Annotated in this window: 19 protein-coding genes; 11 read left to right on the forward strand and 8 right to left on the reverse strand. The window is 60.2% G+C overall.

Translation table 11 applies throughout. The annotated features are described in order from the left end of the window. Positions 1-19 precede the first annotated feature (19 nt). From NP825_RS20305 to NP825_RS20315, 3 genes are read right to left on the reverse strand one after another with little or no spacing between them, the layout of a single operon-like run. Positions 20-1,180, reverse strand: a complete 1,161-nt coding sequence (locus NP825_RS20305) for a thiolase family protein (protein WP_257547109.1) — start codon at positions 1,178-1,180, stop codon at positions 20-22. After that, positions 1,177-1,623, reverse strand: coding sequence for a Zn-ribbon domain-containing OB-fold protein (locus tag NP825_RS20310; RefSeq protein ID WP_257547111.1), 447 nt, complete (start codon positions 1,621-1,623; stop codon positions 1,177-1,179). Before NP825_RS20310 ends, NP825_RS20305 begins: the two co-directional genes overlap by 4 nt. Further along, entirely contained in the window at positions 1,620-3,200 is a 1,581-nt protein-coding gene (locus NP825_RS20315) for an AMP-binding protein (RefSeq protein ID WP_257547113.1), read from the reverse strand. The genes NP825_RS20310 and NP825_RS20315 overlap by 4 nt, the downstream gene beginning before the upstream one ends. Before the next feature lie 137 nt (positions 3,201-3,337). Between NP825_RS20315 and NP825_RS20320 the strand changes: the two genes are divergently transcribed. From NP825_RS20320 to NP825_RS20340, 5 genes are all read left to right on the forward strand, one after another. After that, positions 3,338-3,970: a TetR/AcrR family transcriptional regulator gene (locus NP825_RS20320; RefSeq protein ID WP_257547115.1), complete on the forward strand. Its 633-nt coding sequence runs from the start codon at positions 3,338-3,340 to the stop codon at positions 3,968-3,970. A 106-nt stretch (positions 3,971-4,076) separates the two neighbouring features. Then, the gene (locus NP825_RS20325; RefSeq protein ID WP_257547118.1) at positions 4,077-6,269 is read left to right on the forward strand and encodes an FAD-dependent oxidoreductase; all 2,193 of its coding nucleotides are present in this window, start codon (positions 4,077-4,079) and stop codon (positions 6,267-6,269) included. A gap of 19 nt (positions 6,270-6,288) precedes the next feature. Beyond that, positions 6,289-7,269: a phosphotransferase family protein gene (locus tag NP825_RS20330; RefSeq protein WP_257547120.1), complete on the forward strand. Its 981-nt coding sequence runs from the start codon at positions 6,289-6,291 to the stop codon at positions 7,267-7,269. A gap of 15 nt (positions 7,270-7,284) precedes the next feature. Continuing rightward, entirely contained in the window at positions 7,285-8,418 is a 1,134-nt protein-coding gene (locus NP825_RS20335) for a hypothetical protein (protein WP_257547122.1), read from the forward strand. 214 nt (positions 8,419-8,632) lie between these two features. Beyond that, entirely contained in the window at positions 8,633-9,922 is a 1,290-nt protein-coding gene (locus NP825_RS20340) for an acyl-CoA dehydrogenase family protein (protein ID WP_257547124.1), read from the forward strand. Positions 9,923-10,219: 297 nt separating this feature from the next. Here the strand turns inward: NP825_RS20340 and NP825_RS20345 are convergent, their stop codons facing one another. Beyond that, the gene (locus NP825_RS20345; RefSeq protein WP_257547126.1) at positions 10,220-10,771 is read right to left on the reverse strand and encodes a hypothetical protein; all 552 of its coding nucleotides are present in this window, start codon (positions 10,769-10,771) and stop codon (positions 10,220-10,222) included. Between the two features lie 21 nt (positions 10,772-10,792). Here NP825_RS20345 and NP825_RS20350 point away from each other — a divergent pair, with 21 nt between their 5' ends. Further along, positions 10,793-11,227 (forward strand): hypothetical protein, encoded by a 435-nt coding sequence (locus NP825_RS20350; RefSeq protein ID WP_257547129.1) that lies wholly within the window; start codon positions 10,793-10,795, stop codon positions 11,225-11,227. Between the two features lie 57 nt (positions 11,228-11,284). On the opposite strand, the gene mauJ is transcribed toward NP825_RS20350, so the two are convergent. The 3 genes from mauJ to NP825_RS20365 all read right to left on the reverse strand — a co-directional run bounded on the left by mauJ (position 11,285) and on the right by NP825_RS20365 (position 16,108). Beyond that, on the reverse strand, positions 11,285-12,598 hold the full coding sequence (gene mauJ / locus NP825_RS20355) for a methylamine utilization protein MauJ (protein ID WP_257547131.1): 1,314 nt from the start codon (positions 12,596-12,598) through the stop codon (positions 11,285-11,287). A gap of 202 nt (positions 12,599-12,800) precedes the next feature. After that, positions 12,801-15,239: a hypothetical protein gene (locus NP825_RS20360; RefSeq protein ID WP_257547133.1), complete on the reverse strand. Its 2,439-nt coding sequence runs from the start codon at positions 15,237-15,239 to the stop codon at positions 12,801-12,803. Beyond that, positions 15,236-16,108, reverse strand: coding sequence for a hypothetical protein (locus NP825_RS20365; RefSeq protein ID WP_257547135.1), 873 nt, complete (start codon positions 16,106-16,108; stop codon positions 15,236-15,238). The genes NP825_RS20360 and NP825_RS20365 overlap by 4 nt, the downstream gene beginning before the upstream one ends. A gap of 336 nt (positions 16,109-16,444) precedes the next feature. Between NP825_RS20365 and NP825_RS20370 the strand changes: the two genes are divergently transcribed. The 5 genes from NP825_RS20370 to NP825_RS20390 all read left to right on the forward strand — a co-directional run bounded on the left by NP825_RS20370 (position 16,445) and on the right by NP825_RS20390 (position 20,308). Beyond that, entirely contained in the window at positions 16,445-17,218 is a 774-nt protein-coding gene (locus NP825_RS20370; RefSeq protein WP_257547137.1) for a hypothetical protein, read from the forward strand. Positions 17,219-17,341: 123 nt separating this feature from the next. Then, positions 17,342-17,761: a transposase gene (locus NP825_RS20375; RefSeq protein ID WP_037555256.1), complete on the forward strand. Its 420-nt coding sequence runs from the start codon at positions 17,342-17,344 to the stop codon at positions 17,759-17,761. Further along, on the forward strand, positions 17,758-18,105 hold the full coding sequence (gene tnpB, locus NP825_RS20380) for an IS66 family insertion sequence element accessory protein TnpB (protein ID WP_006963110.1): 348 nt from the start codon (positions 17,758-17,760) through the stop codon (positions 18,103-18,105). Before NP825_RS20375 ends, tnpB begins: the two co-directional genes overlap by 4 nt. 53 nt (positions 18,106-18,158) lie before the next feature. After that, entirely contained in the window at positions 18,159-19,700 is a 1,542-nt protein-coding gene (locus NP825_RS20385; protein WP_257547146.1) for an IS66 family transposase, read from the forward strand. After that, a complete protein-coding gene (locus tag NP825_RS20390) occupies positions 19,697-20,308 on the forward strand; it encodes a plasmid pRiA4b ORF-3 family protein (protein WP_037513771.1) in 612 nt (203 codons plus the stop codon). Before NP825_RS20385 ends, NP825_RS20390 begins: the two co-directional genes overlap by 4 nt. Before the next feature lie 186 nt (positions 20,309-20,494). Here NP825_RS20390 and NP825_RS20395 read toward each other — a convergent pair whose 3' ends face one another. Next, positions 20,495-24,220 carry an SIR2 family protein gene (locus NP825_RS20395; RefSeq protein WP_257547152.1) on the reverse strand — a complete coding sequence of 1,242 codons (3,726 nt, stop codon included), beginning with the start codon at positions 24,218-24,220 and terminating at the stop codon, positions 20,495-20,497. Positions 24,221-24,317 lie beyond the last annotated feature (97 nt).

Here is a 24,317-nt window from a genome sequence, read left to right on the forward strand (position 1 = left end):
CAAAGTCTCTCCTGCTTGATCATTGGTTTTCGGGACGTTCAAGAATGTGGATGGCACAAGCGCTTCCGACCTGTTGAGCCCCCCCGACAACATGCGTAAGGCCGAACCGCGCCTGCGCCACCTGGCGCGCGCCCGCCTCCCCTCGCAAATGGGCTGCTATCTCGCAGATATTGGCAATTCCGGTTGCGCCGAGCGGATGTCCCTTGGACAGAAGGCCGCCGGACACATTGACCGGGAGACGACCACCAAGAGCCGTCTCTCCCCGGTCGATCAAACTGCCCGCCTCGCCCGGTCCGCAAAGCCCGAGATTTTCATAATGGACGAGCTCCGCGGTCGCGAAACAGTCGTGGAGTTCGACAAGGTCTAGCTCCCCCGGACCAAGTCCTGCCTGCTCATAGGCCGCCGCCGCGGCAAGGCGCGTAACTGTGCTAAAATCTGTCGTGGCCAGATCGAGCGTATCGTAAGGATCGCTGCTCATCGCGGACGCGCGGACCCGAACGGCACGACGCCCAAGACCGAGTCGTTCCACTGCCGACCGCGATGCGAGGATGGCCGCCGCCGCGCCGTCGACATTCGCCGAGCACATCAGCTTTGTATTCGGATAGGCTATCATTTCTGCCGCCATGACCTGCTCGAGAGGGGTTTCCAGGCGATACATGGCCTTCGGGTTCAGCGTCGCATGCTTGTGATTCTTCACGGCGACCTTGGCGAACTGCGCAAATGTCGTCCCATAGAGACGCTGGTGCTCGCTGCCGACCAGCGCAAACATGGCAGGGGTCGTATCGGATCCGATCACTCCTTCCGATCGGAAGCCATATTCCTGCGCACTGCCCAGAAGGCCTTTTCCCATCTGCTCCACGCCAACGGCAAGCGCGATATCGCAACTGCCACTCGCAATCGCCAGCAAAGCCTCGCGAAAGGCCGTTGCGCCGGTTGCGCATGCATTGGCGACGTTGACGACCGGGATACCGGTCATCCCGATCTCGCGCATAAGCCGTTGGCCAACCATCATATGGGATTCGTATATATTCCCGCAGTAGAGGGCCTGAATGTCCGAAATTGCGAGTCCGCAATCGTCGAGCGCGAGGCGCGTCGCCTCGGCGGCCAGCTCCGGCACGCTCTTCTCGGGGAAGCGGCCGAATTTGATCATGTCGGTCCCGACGACGAAGATGTCTTTCACAGCGCCTCTCCCGAGGCCGCCGCAAACTGGTAGGCGACATAGGGGCGGTTCTCGGCATCCTTTTGCCCGTCGGCAGCGAGGAATTCGACGCGCACGGGCATGTCGTACCGGATCGCCTCCGGAGCCGGGGCAATGCCGGTAAGGGTTCCACGAATAGCGGGCCCGTCGTCGAGCCTGACGACCGCCATGACGAAGGGAACCGCCACGCCCGGAAAGCTGCGGTGCACGATCGTATAGCTATAGAGGCGTCCTGTGGAACCAAGCTCGACCGGCTTCATGGCTCCGCGCGCGTAACATTTCAGACAGTCAATTTGCGGCCCGAGAAAGCGTTCACCACAGCTCAGGCATTCGCTTCCGGTCAGGTGGAAGCCGTCGTGAGAGCGCCCGATGCAGTCGACGGCAGGGACACAATCTTTCCAGAGGGAATCGATGTCCGGCCTCATTGCGCGATTCCGCAGCTTTGGTCCGCGAACATGTCGCGCACCTGGTTCTTGTCGGGCTTGCCAAGTCCACTCAACGGTATCGTGTCCACGAACTTGATGAGCTTGGGCGTTTGCACGGCTCCCTTGCGCTTGCGGACATGGGCCATGAGGTCGGCTTCGCTCACATCTGTGCCCGCCAGCCGGACGACGACGGCCGCGACGGCCTCACCCCATTTCGCATCGGGCACCCCCACAACAGCACAGCCCGCCACGCCGTCATGCTCATTGAGGGCATCCTCGACTTCACGTGCAAAAACGTTGAAGCCCCCTGAAATAATCATGTCCTTCTTGCGATCGACAATCCGGAGGAAGCCTTCCCGATCGCAAACCGCTATGTCGCCTGTACGCAGCCAGCCGTCGAAGATCGCCTTGGCGGTCTCCTCGGGCTGGTTCACATATCCGCTCATCAACAGCGATCCTTGGACGCAAACCTCGCCGGGATTCCCGTCGGCAACCTCCCGGCCCCTGTCGTCGCGAAGCGACACACGTACCCAGGGAACCGGGCGACCGCAGGACGCGAGGCGGAGCTCGTCGTCGACATCATGTTCGGACCTGCGCATGACCGTGACGGTCATCGGGGCCTCGGATTGCCCGTAGAACTGAAAAAAGACGGGCCCGATGCGGGCGATGGCTTCCTTCAGACGCGCCGGAATGATGGAGGAAGCGCCATAATAGACGCATTCGAGGCTCGAAAGATCGAATTCGGCGAAGCGCGGATGGTCGAGAAGCGCATAGATCATCGTTGGCACCAGCAAAGTGCAAGTGATGCGGCGTGCTTCGATCGCCTGCATCACCGCCAGAGGGTCGAACCCGTCGAGAACATACATTGCTCCGCCTCGGTGCAAGGTCGGTACCAGAAGCGCACTTCCCGAATGACTCAGCGGCGCACAAAGCAGTGCGCGAACTTCGGCGGGCCACTCCCATTCCGACAACTGGATCGCATATGTCGTCGCCAGCGCCCTTCGGCTCAGCATGATTCCTTTGGGCCGGCCGGTGGTTCCGCCCGAATAGGCCAGACGCTCGATCGCCTCGGGATCGCGGTCGCGTATCGATAGCGGCTGCGGCTCGACCTCGGCCGCGAGAGCGCCGATATCGATGCCGATTTGCGCCGGGCCGAACGAGAAAAGCTGCAGGTCCGGGAATCGTGCCGCAAGCTCGGCGGCAATGTCACAATAATGATCCGGATCGAAGGCGAGCGCGTCGAGGCTCGCATCTTCCGTGACATAGGCGAAATCCTCGACCGATCCGAACGGGTGAAGCGGAACGGCGCACAGACCCGAGAAGGGGATGGCGTTCAGAATATGCACCACCTCGGCCCGGTTTCGAGAGAGGACGCCGATTCGCGCATTCAGCGGGAAAGCGGATAACAGCTGGGCATAGCGGCTGGCTTCGGCTTCCAGTTCGCCGATCGTCAGCGAATTCCCATCCGGCAGGACCAGCCCCACCCGACTGCGATTCCCGGAGAATGCCGACTGCAGAAGATCGGCAGGCACGCACGGCATTGCTGCTTGCTCCAGCGCAAGCTCTCCCTCAGCCATCCTTCAATCCCTATATTTTTAGACCACGTTCTAAATTTATCTTATTGTCGTGATTGTCAACGGGGATCTGAAATTTTTTTGAAGCGCGTGCAAAATTTCCCTGTTAGACCAAGCGCAGAAATCAAGGGGTAGACTCAATGTCACGACGCGAAGAGGCAAAGGAAGAACGGCGGCAACAAATCCTGAATGCCGCAAGGGACATTATTCGCGAGACCGGCCATATCGGCCTGTCGATGCGTTCGCTTTCGGTCGCCAGCAACGTAAGCGCTGCAACTCTCTACAATCTGTTCGGCTCGAAAAACGAAATCGTCCTGCAACTTTTCAACAACAATCTGGCTGATTTCGCGAAGCTGATCGAGGAGGCGGAGCCGCGTGACGCCCTCGATCGATTTTTCGTTTCGATTCATGTAGCCTGTGCACTTTACGGGAGAGAAGAGCGGTTTTTTCGCACTTCTTTCGGCCTGCTCTTCGCCAATGATCCCGAGAATCTGCACTCGGGCTTCCTCGAACCCCGCGTCATCTTCTTCCGGCGGCTGGCACGCCAAGCCGTTCGCGAGGGATGGCTCGACGAGAAGATCGACATCAACATGCTGGCTGTGACCAGCATCCATATCTTCAGCCATGCGATCATCGACTGGATCCGTAACGATATCGATCTGGCCGGACTTGAGCGACAGCTGAACTTCAGCTTCGCCTTGGTGCTGGGCGGCGCCGCGACAGATAAGGCACGCGCCAGAGTCGCGGCCAAGCTTCGCGATGCCATGAATTAAAAAACTAGGTCGCGTTCTAAAAAACTTGCGTCCGCCAATACATTCGCTCTAGGATTGCCTCGACAATGCGGCCGCAAAAGGCCGAATCGAGAATCGGGAGAAGGGTGTGAGCGACGTTTTTGACCCCATCGCGCTTGGCGGGCTTACGTTTAAAAATCGGATAGTGCATGTTCCAACAACTCTGAACATGTCCGACCCCATGGGCCACCCGAATGACAAATGCGTCGGGGCCTATGAGTCGATCGCGGCAGGCGGCGCGGCAGCCGTCATCGTCGGCGCCACATGTGTCCGGTGGGATGGTCTCATCAACGAACGCATGCTCGGCCTCTACGACGACACCTATGTCATCGGCTTTAGGGATGTCGTCGAAGCCATCCACAACAATGGGGCACTGGCGGGCATCCAGCTATTCTATGGCGGTACGATTCCGGGATTGGGCTCGACGACGCCTCTGGAGCCCGGCAAAGGCTGGATCCCGAACACGGTTTCACATGGTCCAAGCGCTGAATATCCGATCGGGAACCCTTTTCCAGGCGTCTTGACCACAGAGCGCTATGAAGAGCTGGCCGAGGATTTCGGGCAGGCCGCACGGCGCGCGAAGGAAGCCGGCTTCGACTTCGTCTCATACCATTTCTGCCACGGCTCGCTGCCTCATACGACGCTTTCGCTGTTGAGCAACGTCGGACGCGACGACAAATATGCCGATCGCTTTCTCTTCTGCGAAGAGATTATTCGCCGCACGCAGGATTTGTGCGGCACCGACTTCCCGCTCTTGCCGCGATTGTGCTGCGACGAGAATCTGGAGGGTGGCTATGATATCGACTATTTTGTCGAACATTATGCACCGCGCCTCGCAGCACTCGGAGTGGCAGCCTTTGACTGTACCTTCGGATCGATGGTCCCGGGCACCAGCCGTCGCAAGGATGTCCATAGCACCGAGTTCATTGGCGGGGGCTTCTTCACGCCACCGCTGGTCAATCTGGACAATATTCGCGAGCTGAAGCGAAAGCTGTCCGAACGCGGCATCGACATGCCGCTTGTCGGCAGCTGCAAGGTCGACACGCCCGATCGCGTCCGCACCATGGTCGAGGACGGAGCGGCCGATTTCGCCGGCGTCTCCCGTTTCTCGCTCGACGATCCCGATTTTCCCAACAAGATGTTTGAAGGTCGCGAAGACGAAATTCGCAAGCCGACCCATACGGGCGCATCGCTGCTCCAGGGCAATATTTTCGGCAAAGGCTGGGCTGGATCGCCGCAGAATGCGGCATTCGGCCGCGACCGCGAATATCGGATTCGTCCTGTCGTCAGGGCGAAGAAGGTTGTGATTATCGGCGGGGGTGCCGGGGGCATGGAATATGCCCGCGTTGCCAAAAAGATCGGGCATGATGTCGTTCTTTTCGAACGCCGGGACAGGCTCGGCGGTGTGATGGACTGGGCAGGAAACTATCCGGAACTGCCCAATATGGAGAGCATCCGGTATGAACCGGAATATCTCGCCCGACAGATGGAATTGCTGAAGATTGACGTCCGCCTCGGATTCGAGCCGGCAATCGAACAGATACTGGCGGAAGCGCCCGATACTGTCGTGATCGCCACGGGTGCCCGCGCCCGCCTGCCCTCTACGCCGGGACTAGACGCGGCGCTGGAGTCCGGCAGGGCGATGACCATCGATGATGCGATGGATCGATCGCGACCACCGCTTACCGGGGACCGCATCCTTATCTATGGGGCAGGCGAAGGCATGGAGCTCGCCGTGAATCTCGCGCGGCAGGGCAAACATGTCCGATTGCTCGATTTTGCTCCTACCCTCGTACCCGCACCTTACATCGGTTCGCGGTCCGCAGCCGTCAACGCGTGGCTTTCGGCTGCAGGCATAGCGGTCGAGCCGAGCTGCGTGCTTCGGGCATTTACCCACGAGGGCGTGCAGGTGATTCATGGCGCGCGGGCCGAGCAGCTCGAGCCCTTTCTGCGCGGCAAGCGGCTCACGACCACGGAGATCACGCCGGACGCCATTCGCAAACTGCAGGCAGAGGCAAAAGCCAGCGCTCTCGCGGCCACAACGGGCTCGACCGAAGCGGATTTCGCTCCCGAGATCAACGCTGGCGACGAGGATGCCAGCGCAATCGAAAACATCACCTGCGACACGGTCATATTCGCGCTCGGCCGCCAGCCCAATGACGAGCTTGTTGCGAGTCTCCGGGGACAGAGAGTTCCCGTTCAGGTGATCGGCGATGCCCGGTCTCCACGCTCATATGGAAACGCTGTGCATGAGGCGGCCTATCTGGCCCGCCAGCTCTGACCGCCCGGAAGGAAACGTCATGGATCGTAATCTTCACGCGCTCGGCGAAGCGCTGCGTTTACTGCCGGAGGCTGCAGCGACGACGGCGGTCGTCCCCTTGTCCACCGGCCACTCGAACGAAACCTATCTGCTTGAGGGAGCCGACCTGATACTGCGTCTTCCTCCGCGTGCAGAACCTCTTCTCGAAGGTCTGGGTGTGCTGGCGCAGGCAGAAACGATGCGCGTCGTGGCGGCGGCCGACAACCCGCCCCCGGTGCCCCGGATCATCTATGTAGACAATGGCTCGCTGATCGGCACGCCCTTCTTTCTGATGGAGCGCATCAAGGGCGAAATGTTCGGCGACTATGAAGTTCCCGACTGGCTTTCCACGCCGGATGACTCCTTTCGGGACTCGCTGTCCGCGGCCTATGTTGGAGCGATTGTCGACGTGCATAATGTCGACCCGATCGAGCCGTTCGGCGCGCCGGTGACGCCTCTGGAGGAACTGCAACGCTGGCGCCGCCTCGCGGCGCGGGCGGGAAATCACGAGCTTCTGGAAATTATGGACCGGCTCTCGAAGCTGCCGGCACCAGTCAGCGGCCCACCTTCGGTTGTTCATGGCGATCCCAAGCCAGGAAACGCGCTTTGGGACGGGTCGCGTCTGGCGGCCCTTCTGGACTGGGAAATGGGCTATAATGGCGAGCCGCTGGGCGACCTTGGCTATATGCTGTTCTTCTTCGCCAGCGATGATCATCCCGCCTTCCCCTCCTGCGACGTTCCCGGGATATGGAACCGCGAGCGCATTGTGGCGGCCTGGGAAGAAGGCACCGGCCGCAGCGCATCAGGGGTCGCATGGCATGAGGCGGCTGCAATCACCAAGATTGCCGCCATCCTGTCGCATGGCAAATATCTCTACGATTCCGGTCAAAGCACCGACGAGCGGATGGGCGGATGGGGCGAGCATGTTTCCTACACCGTTTCCCTTTCCCGCGCGATGACCACCTCACTTTTCGCAGATTGAAGGAGCTGTTTCCCCATGGAAGACATTGGCATTTTGACGTCGCCCGACGAATATATGAACCATCAAATCGTCGACACCTTCACCGTGGTCCAGGAATCGGACCGCGGGTGGACCGAGAAGGTCTGGGCCTCGCTCGCCCGTAAGGACGGAAGCATGCAGGTCGATTTCGGCCTCGGGAAATACATCAACCGGAACGTGCTCGACGCCTTTGCCGGCGTCGCGCGCGGCCGTGAACAATGGACCGTCCGCGGTAGCCGCGCTCTCGACACCGACGTCGAACGGACAGGCGTCGGGCCGATCGACTATGAGGTCGTCAAGCCTCTGAAGTCGGTCCGCTTCAAGCTCGACCAGAATGATCAGGGGATAGCGTTCGATCTGGTATTCGAAGGCGATCTCCCGCCATTTTTCGAGAAGCGGAACCGTGTCAGGGCCGGCTTCCGCGTCGCCATGGATGTGATCCGATATCACCAGGGCGGGCGAGTCAGCGGCTGGATCGAGATCGCCGGCGAACGGCATGAGGTTGGTGACGACTGGTACGGGTTCCGCGACCATAGCTGGGGTATGCGCGGTGACATCATCGGCGCGCCGCCGCCGGATATCACGCCTGGCCTGGCTATCAACAATCGCATGAAAATGTTCTGGGGTCCGTGGTTGATGCGTCGTCCCGACGGTAGCTTTTATGAAATCCAGCATTTCCTGCTGTCGACCGACCACTATGATTACTACTCGGGTTTCGTGAACCATGCGGACGGGACGCAGGAAGCGATCATGAGCATTGACGAGGATGTTCGTTTCGACCGGGACACGCGCGTCTTTCTGGGCGGCACCTTCACCCTCAACATGGCCAATGGCCAAAAGCGTGTCGTTGAGGTCGAACCTCTCGGCGACACCGCGTTCCACCTTCGAACGGGCGAGTATGGCTCGTGGAAAGGCGGCCGACACGGCTCGTGGCGCGGGGGGCTTCATCTCGACGGTGAATATATCCCGGATACGCGGCAAGCACTTCACGAACTTGGCCAGTTCAGGGACAAGCCTGTCATCGTGCGGGAAGGCGACGCCGTAGGCTACGGAATCCAGGAATCGATCTTGCGTGGCGACTGGCCCGACTATGGCGTTTCGCCGGAGTCCGATTTTCCCACCGACATTTGATCCATCCACGAACATTCACGCGGATCCGGGCGCTGAGCCTATCGGGTCGCTCAAATGGATTTTGACAGGGCTTTATCGGGCTTTGAACGGTACAGCCCTGGCGGCTTGAAAGTGAGCCGGTCAGGAGTGTTCCCGCGAATTCTCCATTTCCAAATGCCTACTGCCGACGAAACCGTCCTGCAGTTCAGGAAAATATCAAAGGGTAGATGCAGAGATGGATTTCGACCTTACCGAACGGCAGCAGCACTGGCAGGGCCGTGTACGCGAGTTCGTCGAGCGCAAGATACGACCCGCTATCCCGACTTACAAGGAACAGGACGCCGCGGGCGATCGCTGGAAAGTCATTCAGGTCGTCGAGGATCTGAAGGCCGAAGCCAAGGCCGCGGGCATCTGGAACCTGTTCATGCCGCCCAAGTCGGCCGCGCATCATCATGTCGACGAGACGTTCGAGTTCGAGGGACCCGGCCTTTCCAACCTCGAATATGCGCTGTGCGCCGAGGAAATGGGCCGCGTCGGTTTTGCGAGCGAGGTGTTCAACTGCTCGGCGCCCGACACCGGCAATATGGAAGTGTTCCACCGTTACGGCACGCGCGCGCAGAAGGAAAAATATCTCGGCCGGCTGATGAACGGCCAGATCCGTTCGGCCTTTCTGATGACCGAGCCGCGCGTCGCCTCGTCCGACGCGACCAACATCGAAACGCGCATCGAGCGAGACGGCGACGACTATGTCATCAACGGCACCAAATGGTGGTCGTCGGGCGCCGGCGATCCGCGCTGCGAAGTCGCGATCGTGATGGGCAAGACCGATTTCGCCGCCAAGCGCCACGCGCAGCAGTCGATGGTGCTGATGCCGCTGAACGCCCCCGGCGTGAACATCCTGCGCCACCTGCCCGTCTTCGGTTATGACGATGCGCCGCACGGTCATATGGAAATCGAGCTGAAGGACGTCCGCGTCAACGCCGAGGAAGCGATGCTGCTCGGCGAAGGCCGCGGCTTCGAGATCGCGCAGGGCCGCCTCGGGCCGGGCCGCATCCACCATTGCATGCGCACCATCGGGGTCGCCGAGGAAGCAATCGCCAAGATGGCGAAGCGCCTCCAGTCGCGCGTCGCCTTCGGCCGCAAGGTCGCCGAATACAGTATCTGGGAACATCGCCTCGCCCGCGCCCGCATCGACATCGAAATGACGCGCCTGCTCTGCCTGAAGGCGGCCGACATGATGGACAAGGTCGGCAACAAGTCCGCCGCGGCCGAGATCGCGATGATCAAGGTACAGGCGCCGAACATGGCGCTGAAGATCATCGACGATGCGATCCAGGCGCATGGCGGCGCCGGCGTGTCGGAGGATTTCGGCCTCGCCGAAATGTATGCCGGCCAGCGCACGCTGCGGCTCGCCGATGGTCCCGACGAGGTCCACGAACGCGCGATCGCCCGCATTGAATTCGCCAAGCATTCGGCCGATGCCGATCCTGGCTTTTCGTCGGGTGACATCGGGGTATCGCGGTAGATTCTCTTTGAAGTGCCTTGATCAACGGCCCGTCCTGATGGGAGATCGCACAAATGCGCGATGGCGCCTACGTGGACATCGGTATCTGGCGGGACCCTCGAACAGGATGCCGCACTCGCCCGCGCGGCCGCCACCTGGCAGCTTCAAACCAGGCTATCCATTTCGGGCGTTTGCCGGCGAGCAGGCAATTGGTCCATTATCCAAATACTTCTCCGCCGGGTTACAATGACTCAATTCCATCGTTCAACGGCCCAGAACGATGGGGCCACTCTTGAAGATCAGGTTCGAGAGGATCGGTCAGTGGCCGTCATATCCCATGCTGCGATTTATCGCTGATGGCCGTCTGCAGGCTGTCTGGTTTTGGAAGCAGCACCGGCGAAAGCCGACATCCGGGCGAACCACCCATATCCCGCGAAGAGCAATCCAAATCTGATTTCCGAGGGCTAATTTTCGTTCATTCAGGCGCAGCAAGCTGACGGCGCCGTGCCCGAATTGCCAAGCCGGATTTTTGACCGGAGTGTCCAGAACCGCTGGGCCATAGGTAGCAAGGAAGACCTCCGTGTCAGCGTGAGATTCGCGTCGAGCGATGGCGCGCGCGAGATCGACCTGCGGCCGTACGCCCCGATGCCCGCGGCCCTTCTTCAGAATGATGGCGCCCTTCCGGATGCATCCGACATTGGCCAGCCAGAATATCTGACCTACATCTTGCCCATGCAGAGAACAGAATCCGATTCTGACATCCAGATCGCCGTGGTCGACGAAACCTATTTCGAAGATGGCGACAACTGGGATGATCGACGCGAGCAGTTTCGCCTCGGTCTTGAGCGCGAATATGGTGTCTCTTTCCAAGAGGGCGATGTCGGCCCGAGCGTGAGCCTCCCGGCCTTCATCACATTTCTTGCCGATAATGCGGAAGCAATCGGCGCAGCTGCCCTCGCCACCTTCTATGCGGGCAAGAATCTCGAAGACAGCTGGAACTGGTGGGTCGAGAAGGCAAAGCTGCTCAGCGGCTATAGAAAGCGCAGCATCCGCCTCAACCGCAACGGCGCTGCGATCCTCGCGGTCGAAGAGGTGATGAAGGAACGTGGCGATACCCCGGCGACCTTGAAAATGCTCGGCTATGGCATCGGCAATATGGGCGAGGCCGACGATCTTGCGGCCTTCGACATCGGCGATACGCCGAGCGGCACGACCGATACGCTCTTTCTCGCCTTCATCCGGCATGTCTTCGACATCGAAGCCGACGGACAGGTCTACCGCGTCGGTGTCGAAGGCTCCGAGGTCGAGATCGTCAAGCGCAAGTAAGCGGACAAAGCGTTCAGACGTCGCATTACCAGGCGTTGGACCTCCCGCCTTGCCCGACTATGACTCGCCTTCGCGCCGCCGCGCAGATTCGCTCTTCCAGTGCGCGATGCGGGCCTCGAGCCCCTCATGATTGGCCATATAGTTGACCGGAAGGAATGCCTCCACGCGGCCCAGCAGGTCGCGGCTATCGCTGTCGTAGAAATGGAGCTCGCCGTTTCCGATATATTCGAGGATGAAGCGGACAACCTCGGCGCCATTTTCTGCGGCGGCGGATGTGCCGTCGTCGATACCACTAATACCGGTATCCCACGCGAACCGAAGCCGCTCTTGGATGAAGTCGAGGCCGATATGAATCGTAACGAGACCGTCGGGCGACTGGAAATTAAGATCGAGTATACCCGCCTCGATCGACGCGCCGACCGGGACCATCGCTTTCAGCGGGGCGTAGGGCTCGCGTCGCCGGATCTCGATGTCAATTCTGGGGATATCGATCCCGCCGCCCTCGGGGAGCGTGTCGGCGATGATGGCGGCGACCAGATCTGCACCAATTCGCTGTTTGAAACCGGCGAGCTCGTACAGATGCTCGCTGTAGATAGTCGACCGGGTTTTGATCCCGAGGATTCGCTCGATCGCGAGCTCCGCCAGACTGCGCAGGATCGGCAATTCACTCGCGATGCGGTCATAGGCCGACGCATCGTCGGGATTGATGACCGGGTCGGCACGGGCATGGGCGATCGCCATTCGCCCCGATTTGTAGAGATGGGTCCCGACATCTTCGATCCCCGCTTCCGCCAGCCTCGCCAGGGCGCGCTGTCCGCTATGATCGGCGATCTGCGCGATATTGTCGGCGACCCATTTCTTTTGGTCTTTGCCTTCCCGAAACGCCACTTCGAGAACGCGGAAAAAGGACAGAAAGGCGTAAGCGGGATGATTGAGACCGCGCCCCTCGCGCATAAGCGCGAGCCCGAGCGCCTGCCGTTCATTGGCGGGCTCGGGAAGATAGGTGAGATTGAGATCGGCGGTGATGCTGAGCCCGAAATCGCCGCCCCGGCGCTGCGGTCTCGGTAGCCTGTCGTTGCCGAACGACAGGACAATTGCCCCCGCACTCTGGCTCCACGACATGGCGCTCAGAAAACGCAGCAGCGCCGAACGGCATTGCTGCAAGGAGTCGTCGCCGCGCTTCAACGCCACCGCCGGGCAGCGATCCTTCGTCAGCGGTATGATGAAGAAGGTCCGTCCGCCGTACTCCTGCATTTGATAGGAAACCGGCCAGCTGATTGCAGTTTCGAGATTGGCGACAATCCAGTCGGCCTGCTCGGCGATCGCGCCCACCAACGCATCTTCAAGTGTCGGTATTTCCAGTTTGATCATGGGGGCTTGCTACCAGATTCGCCCGATGTCCGCCCGCTCTTTGGCAGCGAACGAACTCTGGCCGCTAGTTGACTGCCGACGTTTATCCACAAATTGGCAAAAGCAGACTCTCATCTAAACGGCGAGCCTGAAGCTCGGATTGTCGCCTCTCCGCGCATTTGGGAACAGAAACCGAGCACACACGCCCGTGCGCACCCAGCCCTTAAGCTTGGGAGCCCCCTTTTTCCCGCGACCGGCGCGCCCACTTTCGCCGCTCAGTGTTGTGATACGGCTCGAGCCCAAGATAGAGTTGTTGCGTCAAATCGGCGAGAACGCGTAGATTGGCCAGTCGGACATAGGCGGGCTTCACGAATTCGGCATGGCGGCCGCCAAACTTTTCCCAGCTTTTGCTGACCGCATAATCCGAGAATAGTTCGGTTCCCGTCAGAATGATAACCGGCGCGCGCGACTGGCGCCGTTGGCGCTCATAATGACGCCCCCAAAGCGCGAGCGATGACAAACGCTTGATCTCGTCGCGCGACAGCTCACTCGCCGGCTTCATCGTCGCAAAAACCAGAATCGCTCCCGGAAACGCAAGCGAGAGGGCTTTCATTCGCGCCACATCGTCCGCCCCGAAACATTCCTTGCCGAAGCTTTTGGCTTCGCCAAACACGAGTTGAGTGCGCGGAGTATTTCCAAAAATCTCGCGGCGCCGATACCAGAGGATGAAATCTGCCTCGATCTTCGGACCGTTGGGAAAACTCATCTCCTGCCCCGCGCACCATGTCAGGCTCTGGTTGGGACCACTTTCGAGGAGTTCCGCGAAAAGACGAATCGAAAGCGCCGCGGCATATCCGCCCTGCGCGTAGTTCGGCTGCGCGAATGGTCCAATGAGCCGATACGCCCAACGGGCCCGATCACTCCCGGTGGGATCGATCGCTGGAAATGCGAATGTCTTGAGGCAGAGGCCGCATTTCAATGCCGTGTCTAATCCCGACAGTTGGTACCAACTCCAGCTTCCGCACTTATCACAGCGGACCTCCAGCCCGAGTTCGACCGCATTCTGCTCGATCAGTGTCCGCACGGCATCGCGGTTCCAAAGATTGCCTTTAACCGCTTGGGCGATGCGATTACGAAACTGATTATGTTCCATGCTTTTCGAAATCGGCCTTCGGCTGATTTTTTCGAGGAACTGCACGATTGCCGGATTTGCGATCGAGGAGACGCGATGAAGTCCTCCAAGCGTCTGGACGATCTGTTGGGTGGCGCGGCCTGAATCTGAAAGAACCGTCTTGATATTCCGATCAGCGAGCCAAGTGGTAATCGCAGATGCGTTGGACTCAAGTTGCCAGTAATGCCGGCTGAGGACATAATCCGCGAGTTCCACAAAGCCTTCGCTCGTCGAACGAATCTTGCCTAGCCCGCCGCCGAAATTGGGGCGCCGGGATTCACGATACTCCTCGGGATAGGTCGTTGCCACGCGCCCGTCACGTGACCAGTCGGATAACTTCACGACGTTGGCCCAGCGCGCCTGACCGCCAAACCTGTCCGCAAAGGGATGCTTCAGCATGTCGAACTGCAACGCTGGCGATTCTTCGTCAAGCGGAAGGCTGTGGCTTGCTTCGGCTGCCGTAAGCTTAGGTCGGGTTGGACTGACCATGATATCCGACGTCGGTCTCCAGAAGGCCGGGTACCAAGGCTGGACGCAATTCGCTCCCTCGATGTCGACTCTGAAATGTTTCTCGAACAATGGCTCGATCGCCTCGGTTGCGATCGAGCGCCCGAACATGACCGTTGGGTGGATCATCACTCCATTGGAATTTCCCGGAAGCGGCCGGTAGTTGAGTTTGACAAACTCACGGACGAACGACCCGAGTTCGGATGCGTACTGGATAGGTATGGGTACGACGGGCTGGACGCCTGCACGGAGATTCCAATAGTCGATGAGATCCCCTGAATGGGTGCCATCGAACACGAACACACGGGGATCGATGCGATGACAATATTCCACCTCGAGCCCGTCATGCGTGATGCGTAGCGGATTCAGCCAATTGTTGGCGATGAGGTCGGCCGCGGTATCGCCAGAGAGGATAATGTGATCGGGTGCAAATACTTCATCGAAAGCGTGCTCAAGCTCGTTGAAGGCGCCGTCCTGCGGAAAAGCGCCGAACAGGCAGCCAACTAAATTGGCAAGAGAGGGCTGCTCCGGCGAAATCCTCACCACTTTTACGGGACGGTTCCTCGCAAACTGAAACTCGCGTTCATAGAGGTGACGGTATAGCGGACCGACATCGAGGCCGGATGTTTCAATCCAAGCGTTTCTTGCCTGTTTCGACGGGGGCGCCACATCCTGCAACGTGATGACACGTTCGCTGGCATAACCCATCCCTTCCGCTTGCCCCGGGCGAGTTTCGACGAGGATATCGGGCTCGAAATAGTCGAGATATCCGTTGATGATCTGCTCGGCATTTTCGATCCGCGGCCCACCTCGGTCCCACCAGACGGGGCGGCTCGCAAAGACAGGAATGATTGGATTATATTTCCCGCCCCATAAACAGGTAGATATCTCAAAAATCGTTGCAAGCGCCGCCCTGTCACTCGGCACGACCAGAAAGCCGAAGCGGGTCGGACGAAGCCGGGTATCGACATGCATATTCGTCATGCCGCTACTGACTCTCCGATTCTCGGAGCTCCGCGCCCGCGAACCGAAACCTCGGCCTTGCCTCGCTGAATGCCATTCGCAGGACGCTCCCCTGCCTCGGCAATGATCTCGAGTTCGATCTGTTGCGGCGGAATATTCTTGCCATCGACCTGAATGAGCAGACGATAGGTACCGGGTTCTCCGAGTAATTGCTGATGTTCGAGCGGCAAGCTTTTCGCAGAGCGGAAAAGCCAGATATGACCGCTTCCGCGAACGCCTCCGATCCAGATGCGCCGCGTTTCGCTGGGGGCGATGTCAGTTACCAGATGTGTTTCGGGGTCTTCTTTTTCCCACGGGAGCAGTACCGGCGTAATCACGCGAAGATGCTCCTCGCCCGCGATGGCGATTTTCATTACCGACATCAATCGCGCGCGGCATTCTTCAGCGACCTGCTCGCCAGCGTTGAAGCAGGTCAGCGCGGCGACATCGAGTTCCCAGCCCGTGACTGTCGTTTGACGCGTGCCGCCGAGAGATTCAGACGTATTTCCTTGGAGATGGACCGACTGAATCAGTGGCGGGTCCGGCAAGGCCAACTCGAGCAAAGGTCGCCTCGCCCGTTCGATCGCTTCACGAGCGGCGTGCTCGTCGCTGAAAAGCTGATAAGGCGCAAGGATGAGACGGAAGACGACGAGGCCCACAAACACAGCGAGAAAGAACCATGTGGGCGCATCTTTCAGCGCGGCTTCAATCGAGGCCGGCAGCGTGACAAAAAGCAGGATGATGGCAACGAGCAGGGCTACGGTGCTCGCCCAGCCCTCCACCCGTTTGAACCAGCCGGTGAAGGCGCGCCGCGCGCAATTGCGGTAAAAATTAAAAATGCCCCCTGCCATGGGTATGGTCTAGTCTGGCGGACGGGCTTCCACAACTCACAGCTATAGTCAGCCGGTCCAGCTCGTTTAACTCTGGTAGTTCGTCTCGCGCTCCAATATTCGAGCTCAAGAATAATCGAACGCCGTCGCAGGATCGCAGCACGGGTCGATCGTTTGAGGGATATCGCTATGGGAGAAGCGAGGCGGAAGCGCGAAATCGTGGTGGGCCGGCCTTGCCCCTGCGGATCGGCAAATGCTGGCCGCGACTGCTGTTTTGACGGTCGCCGATGGCATCGGCCGGCATGCGTCCTCGGGCTTCGCATGCTGCCAGCAGCCTCAACGGTCGAGCGTTGTTATATGAAGGAACTGGGGTCCTGCATCGGGCCAATATCTGGCGAGCATCTCATCTCGGAATCCGTAATCGAGGTCTTGCAGGGAGACGGCGGTTTTTCGATCTCGGGCGTGCCTTGGCTCGACAAGGGTGAAGAAAAGATACTGGGTGCGCAGAGCCTCAGAGCCAATTGTCTGTGCACGAAACATAATAGCGCCCTCAGTCCGATCGACAGTGCGGCGCGTCACTTCTTCGCTTCGCTAAAGAATTATCTTGAGGTGGACGCTGGAGAACCCCGCATGGCCTTAGTTTCGGGACACGACATAGAGGTTTGGCTGCTGAAGACAGCGAAAGCGCTTGCAGTGTCCGGCAATCTCGCCCGGGGCAACGAAAAATTATCAGGTGTCTTCACACAGGATCGCATGCTGGTGACCATGCTCGATGATCCGGCGGCATGGCCCGACGGAGCCGGCCTTTATTGCCTCATGAGCGAAGGCGACATGATAGTGAATCATTCACGGTTTCAGCTCGTGCCATGGTTAAATGAAGCGGAAGAAATTGTCGCTCTACAGGTCGGCATCCTGGGCTTCATGTTTCTGCTCCTGCTCGAAAAACTCGATACCGAGAAATATCCGCTCCTCGCGACAGCCAAGTATCGGCCAAGCCGAATTGAAATCAGGCATCCGGCTTCCGAGAGCTGGGTATCGATGAGCTGGCAAGACAAGCGTAACCATGATGATTTGAAAGTCGAGTTCGTCCAGAATGCTCCACGGCATCAGGTGTTACCGGAGAGAAAATAGCCCAGACGTTTGTGGGCAATTTGTGTCGCCGCCCGGGTGTCCACGGGTGTAACCGTGGTGTGAAGGCCGCCTTGCGGGACGGCGTTCCGGGGTGCTGATAGCCGCTCTTTGCGAGGAGCGGTGATGAGCGAGGATATCGGAGCGGCGGGAGCGAGTGCTCTTGTGACTGGTCATATGAGTGATCGTATGAGCAGTCGGATCGCGGTCGTTGGCGGCCGTCGCCGTTGGTCGGTGGATCAGAAGCTGTCGATCCTGCGCGAGGCATTTGGCCCCGACGGCTCGGTCTCGGCGACATGCCAGCGGCACGCGGTCGGCAGCGGGCTGCTCTATACGTGGCGCCGACAGGCCCTGGCTGGCGATCTGACGGGAGCGAAGCGCACGCCGGCACCCTCGTTCGCCGAGGTGGAGGTGTCCGTTCCGGCCCCGGCAACGGCAGGCAGCGGCCAGATCGGGATCGAGCTGCCGTCAGGCGTGCGGCTCACCGTCGACGCGGCGGTCGATGCCGATGCGCTGGCACGGGTGATGTCCGTCCTTGCCCGATGATCCCGTTACCGCCGACGACACGGATATATCTGGCCTGCGGCGCCACCGATATGCGCAAGGGGTTCGACGGCCTCGCGGTGCTAGTGCAGCAGGTGCTGGAGAAGAGTCCGCACTCGGGCGCGCTGTTCGCGTTCCGCGGCAAGCGCGGCGATCTGGTCAAGCTGCTCTGGTATGATGGCCAGGGCCTGTGCCTCTTCTCGAAGCGCATGGACCGTGGCCGGTTCGTCTGGCCGATCACCAAGGCGGGCAAGGTCAGCCTCACCGCGGCGCAGCTTTCGATGCTGCTCGAAGGCATTGACTGGCGGCGTCCCGAACGCACCGCGGCGCCCTTGCTCGCAGGGTAAAAAGTGGCGGATTAGTGAGGGTTTTACTGGCATCGCGGAGCCACTTTTGCTAGATGTTCCGCGTGTCGGAACCAGCCTCTTCCAGCATCGACAAGGACGCCCGGATCGCCGAGCTCGAAGCCGCTTTGGCGGCGCGCGATACGCTGATCGACACCCTCCGCCACCAGCTCGCGCAGCTTCGCCGCATGACCTTCGGCCAGTCCTCGGAGAAGCTCGCGCTCCAGATCGAGCAGCTCGAGCTGGCCCTCGAAGAACTCGAAGGCGAGGCTGAGGTCGCCGACAGCCGGACGAGTGAGCGGGCACCCGCCGAACGGGTATCGCCGGTGCGCGCATTGCCCGATCATCTGCCGCGCGCGGAACGGCGGATCGAGCCCGAGGCCGGCAGCTGCACCTGTCCCGATTGCGGCGGCGCGCTGCGCCCGCTTGGCGACGACAGTGATGAGCAGCTCGATATTGCCCCGGTCCAGTGGCGCGTCATCCGCACCGTGCGGCCCAAGTATAGCTGCCGCGCCTGCGACAGGATTGTCCAGGCACCGGCGCCGGTGAAGGCCATAGCACGTGGCAAGGCCAGCTTCGCGACGCTCGCCCATGTCGTCGTCCACAAGTTCGATCACCATCTCCCCCTCTATCGCCAGGCAGAGATGATGGCGGCGCAGGGCATCGACATCGATCGTTCAACCCTCGCCGGCTGGGCGGGCCAGGCCGCGCACCTGCTCGACCCCATCGTCAGCCGGATCCGCGAGGAAGGGCTGAAGGCCGCCAAGCTCCACACCGACGACACGCCGGTGCCGATGCTCGTGCCGGGCAAGGGCCGCACCGCGCAGGCGCGGCTCTGGGCCTATGTCGTCGATGACCGCGCATCGGGCGCCGCCACCCCGGCGCTCGCCTGGTATCGGTTCACTCCCGATCGCAGCGGCATCCATCCACAGAGCGAGCTGGGGCCGTTCACCGGCCTCCTCCAAGCCGACGGCTATGCCGGATATGAGAAGCTGTACGAGGGAGGTCGCATCCAGGAGGTCGCCTGCTGGGCGCACTTCCGCCGCAAGATCTTCGAGTGCCACCAGACGAGTCCGACGCCACTCACCACCGACCTGCTCGATCGTATCGCCGGGCTTTACCGGATCGAAGAGGAGGTGCGCGGCCAGCCGCCCGATGTCCGGCGCCGACATCGACAAGAGCAGGCCAGGCCGCAGATCGACGCGCTTCGCGGCGCGATCGACGACGCCCTGCGCCGCCTGTCGCCCAAGTCGGCGATGGCAAAGGCGCTCGCCTATGGCCGCAAGCGCTGGGATGCGCTGACCCGCTACACGGGCGAGGGCATGGCGGAGATCGACAACAATATCGCCGAGCGCGCCATCCGATCGATCGCGATCGGGCGCAAGAACTGGCTGTTCGCCGGATCGAAGGCCGGCGGCGAACGCGCCGCCGCCATCTACTCCGTCATCGAGACCGCCAAGCTCAACGGCGTCGAGCCGCAGGCCTATATCGCCGATGTCATCGAGAAGATCGCCTCAGGCTGGCCCGCCTCCCGCTGGGACGAGCTCATGCCGTGGAACTGGACAGCACAGACCGCGTCCGTATGCATGGCGGCATGACCGATCAGATCGCCCGGATTCGCATAACGCTCGAAGACATGAAGCCCGCCATCTGGCGCCGTGTCGAACTTCCCGTTACCAACAGCCTCAAGACCCTGCACCTCGCGATCCAGGCCTGCATGCTCTTCGAGAACTACCATCTGTTCCAGTTCGACATTGGCGATGCCGCCTATGGCATCCGCTTCGATGATGACGATGCTTTCATGGTCCGCACCCGCGACGCCGCCCATATGCGCATCAACAAGCTCGTCGAGCGCGGCATAACCAGCTTCACCTACACCTATGATTTCGGCGACAACTGGCGACATCGTATCGAGATCGAAGAGATCTCATCCACCATTCCCGGCACCAATTACCCCCGCTTCGTCGATGGCGAACGGCGAGCCCCGCCCGAAGATGTCGGTGGCACACCAGGGTTCGAAGAGTTCCTTGAGGCCATGTCCAAGCCGCGTCATCCCGAACGCAAATCCATGATCGAATGGTATGGCCGACCCTTCGACCCCGCCGATATCAGCCCCGACGAGATCAGCGCACGCATGGCAAAGCTCGCCAAGCGAAGGGCGCAGGGAAAAGCCGCCTACGCCGACGCTAAATCCCGCGACAGCTAATCGATGGCGGTTTCCTGACCACGCTTACCCACGGGTATGGCGCAGCCTCCTTTCGGAGCGCAGGAAAATGCCGCAACGAAATGGAGCCCGAAGACGCTTCGGACATTATTTGGCCAGCATTGAACCAGCAGCTTTCAGATAATATCCCAAGACGCGAACTTTCGCAGTCCGTTGGGTCGTGATGGCCTAAAAGTCCTCCTCTGCGCCTTTCTCGTCGGACAAAATACGAAGCGCAATTTCACGTGCGCGACGTGTGTCGGGCAGCGGATCGCAGTTGATCGCATCGGACCAAGCTGTGTGCATCGGCGCGTCGCCACGTCCCCGCTCCTGCATGATCGTAACGAGAAACGCCGCGTAGAATCGGACCATGAAAGGGTCATATTCCGGATGGGTTGTCGGGGCGGCTCTATCTGTCTCTGACAAGATAAGCATCAACCCAAGACTTAGCATGTCGTCCAGACTGTTGGGGATCCGCTCGGGTGCGACACGCATCACATGGCCCATGAGGCGTAAAATCCGTGCCAACGAGCCAAGCCTGCGAACGACCACTGATTGCGTAAATTCGGTCCAAATAGTTTTCTCAAGCCGCGCTTCGCATTCCCCGAATAGCACGAGTTGATCGGCGAAGACGCCGACGGTGACGATATCGTCTTCCCCGGATTGCGCGAGTAACCGGCGCACATGCCCAATAGCTGTGTCGACGTCCATTAGCCCCTCCGCGACTAAGACCGGGATCATCGGTTCCCGTCGAAAGGGATAATTTTCCAACGCCGCGAGGTCTGCCACCGGTGCTTTCAGATCTTCGATTCCAATCCCGCGACGTGCTAGGGCGGCGGCTGCGCGGGCCGTACAGTCCACGAGATCGGAACGATTGTCGCGAAAAATTTCAGGATGCCGTGGCTCAGGACCATGGTCGACAATGAATTTATGGAGCCGTTCGATCTGAATGCGAAGGTCATCCTTCCCGAGGGCCAACGACGTGCGATCGAGCGCAAACGCAAACTCTCCGCTCGCCATTTCGTCGTCCGTAAGCGGAGCGGTCGTGAAGAGCTGAGCCGCGACCAAGGGGAGGACATCGACCCCGTCGGGATGCGGCAACGAAAGGAACGCGTGTGGGAAAAATACAGTTCCACCCGGAAGACCGTCCGCGAGAAATTCCGGATGCCAAAGCGCCTCGGCGCATTGCAAGCGCTGCGCATCTGAAGGAATTTTGGCGGCAAGTAGCCAGTGAAGACGGTTCGATGCGGCTTTTCTCCGGAGAGGGTCGATCAGCGAAGCCAGCAAGGCCGTAATGATGTCGGTCCAACGTTCCGCCGGAGCGCCTACCCTGATGTCCGCTGACAGCTCGCTCGCGAGATCCGGGGTTTCCAAATAGACATCCGGCTTCTCGACCGGAACGTCGCTTTCGAAAAGTGACAAGATGATCGCGTCTCGATCACCGGGTTCGGCAGCCTCGATCGAACGGCGCACGAGATGCCTGACCTCGCTGCCGAAACCGATTTTGCCGGTAGTCAGGTTCGAGCCATTAATGTCGAGCGCAATGCCCGTTAGTTGTCGAGCGCGGCCGGGGGCGCGGAGGACCAGACGCGACGCCACTTCCAAGATGGCTTTCAGGCATTCGACCCAATGATTTCGATCGTCACCGTTCCGCTCGATCCGGGCCTTGGCCGCCGCGATCAGGCTCATCGCGCGCTCGAGCTGACTGTCCGCTTCGTGGGCTTCGACCTTCGCAACTGCGCTGCGCGTGAGAAAGCCGTCAATTTGCTTGTTCGACACCGAAGGCGCGGCGATGATGAAGGCATCGAGCGCTCGGCCGGGGGCGACGTCTATTAGCCACCGGGCAGCATCAGAATAGATTTGGAGCGCGAAGCCACTGGAAGATATCCGGATGGGCAAGCCTGCCTCCTCGACGAACCGAAGGGCTTGGAAGGCTACGAGACGCCGTTCGCGGTGGTCGATGCGCCCCATATGGTGCGTCTTGTATTTTGACCCCATGTCGAACCGGGATGTGACCTCGAAAGGCTTCTTGAATGGCGGAGGCTCTTGCGCGAGACGTTGCACCAGTTCGAAGAAATCCTTCTTCCCAGGACACCCCCGAGCGTGGAGTTCCTCCTGCCTGAGATCGAAGCGATCGCGCACGGGCTTTGTTTCCAGCCAGCGCCCGAAATTGGCGTTGAGATCGGAACTGCGAACAAGCATCGCGAAGCTCTCGCGCGACCAGGAGGCAATATCTTTTGCGTTCCGCGATGTCTGCTCGCGTATCGCCGCCAGTGCCGTTCCTGAAATCTCGGACGCCTCTTTGTTCAGCCCCAACTCCGAGAGTAGCGCTGCCTTACGCACGTTCCAGAATGTATCGCTCTCGACCATCCACGAGCGCACAAGCGCTTCCAACCGGTCGACATCGAGATCGGCGCGGAGCTTCAAGCAACGCTCATAGATCAGCCGGTCGCGCGCCTCGCTGTCGTCCATCACCCGGCCATCGAGCCAGTCCGACCATTGTTCGAACAGCGCAGAATCGCGAACCTCGCGCGCATGACGGATCAACGCGAGCACCAACGCGCGAAATTGGCCAGCCATCTGCTGAGACAGTGAAGAATATTTCGCTGCCATCGAGCTGAGAAGCTCGCTCACGATGTCATCGACGGTCAGATCGAGCGGGGCCAGCGCGCATTCCTGCTGCCAGTTGAGTTCGAACAAGGCGGTCAGTCGCTCCTGCTCTTCCATCGCGCGCAGACCGACGACTATTTCGTGCAGGTTTTGATCGATACTCGCCCATATCCGCTCGGCGGCATCGAAGGGAGGGACAACCCACCCCGGATAGACCGAGCGCAATTGCGCCCAGTGCTGCACCAGTTCACGGACCACCTCGATGGGAGGTTGATTACCGCCAATGGCGGGGGCAGCTTTGGGCGCCAGGGGATCGGGCGCAGCAGAAACCAACTCAAGCGGTGGCACGAAACCAGCAATTGGTCGGGGCCAGCGGCGCGAGGGATAGGGCTCAGCCGCCCTCAATCGTTCTAGGAACCACTGGTTCGCGCTCTCGATCTGCCGCGAGGCGGGCCATTTCCCGATCATCGGCAGCGCCGCGAGATCGATAGGCTGGATATGGCGGCTCTCAAGCATCTTTCGTTTCGCCGGCGTCAGGTCAAGGACGCCCACAAGATAGATAAGAGGAGCCCTCGGTCCGAGCCTGTCGCGAACCCAGCCTGACCAGAAGAGGAAGTTTGGATCGTCGCCGGAAAACCCGAGCAGAACGAGCGTTTTCTCCATGGCGAGCTGTTGCGCAAGGTTTACGAACGCGCCAGCGCGCGCAGGATAGGTCCGGAAATCCTCTTCAGTGAAAATGAAGGGCCGATGCGAGGGGAAACTGCCGTGTAGTTTCACGATGCGGGGCGCGTGCGCCTCGGGAATTTCCTCAACCGTGCGCAGAACCTCATAGACACGCTCTTCGGCCTTTTCAGCGGCGCGCTCCAGCAACGTATCCCAGTTCGTAGTCAAAATATCCGCCCACGGCAGTTCCACCAGCATGCGGTGAAGTTTGCCCGGCGTGAACTCGTTGTCAGGGACGTGCCGAAGGATCAATTTGTCCAGCGCGTCGCGCCCGAATTGCGCTTCGAACTCCTCAGCCACCCGCAGATAAGCACTAGTCGCTCCGGTCAGGCCGAGTAGCCAGGTGCGGTTGTCCGCATCTTTGCCCGCGCTCTCGCTTGCCGGATAAAGCTGGTGGATCATCGTCGTGTAGATGTCGTTCCAGCCGGGCATTGTTCCGGCGCCCGGTCCTCTGGGGACGGCGTTGCGGCTAAAGCCTGCCCCCACGAGAAGGGCGGCGGTTCCATAAGGCTCTCGAGACCAGAGTGCCTCGGCGATCCTGGCAATATGCGGATCATCCACAAATTGGGCTTCGCCGACCACAACAGTTCCCCTCCCATGCAACGCAGTGCGTCGCATAGCGCAACGACAATTGACTGACTATCGCGCCCTTTTTCTGAACCTACGCGAGAGGCGCTTG

The organism is Sphingopyxis sp. DBS4, assembly GCF_024628865.1.
Classification (GTDB): domain Bacteria; phylum Pseudomonadota; class Alphaproteobacteria; order Sphingomonadales; family Sphingomonadaceae; genus Sphingopyxis.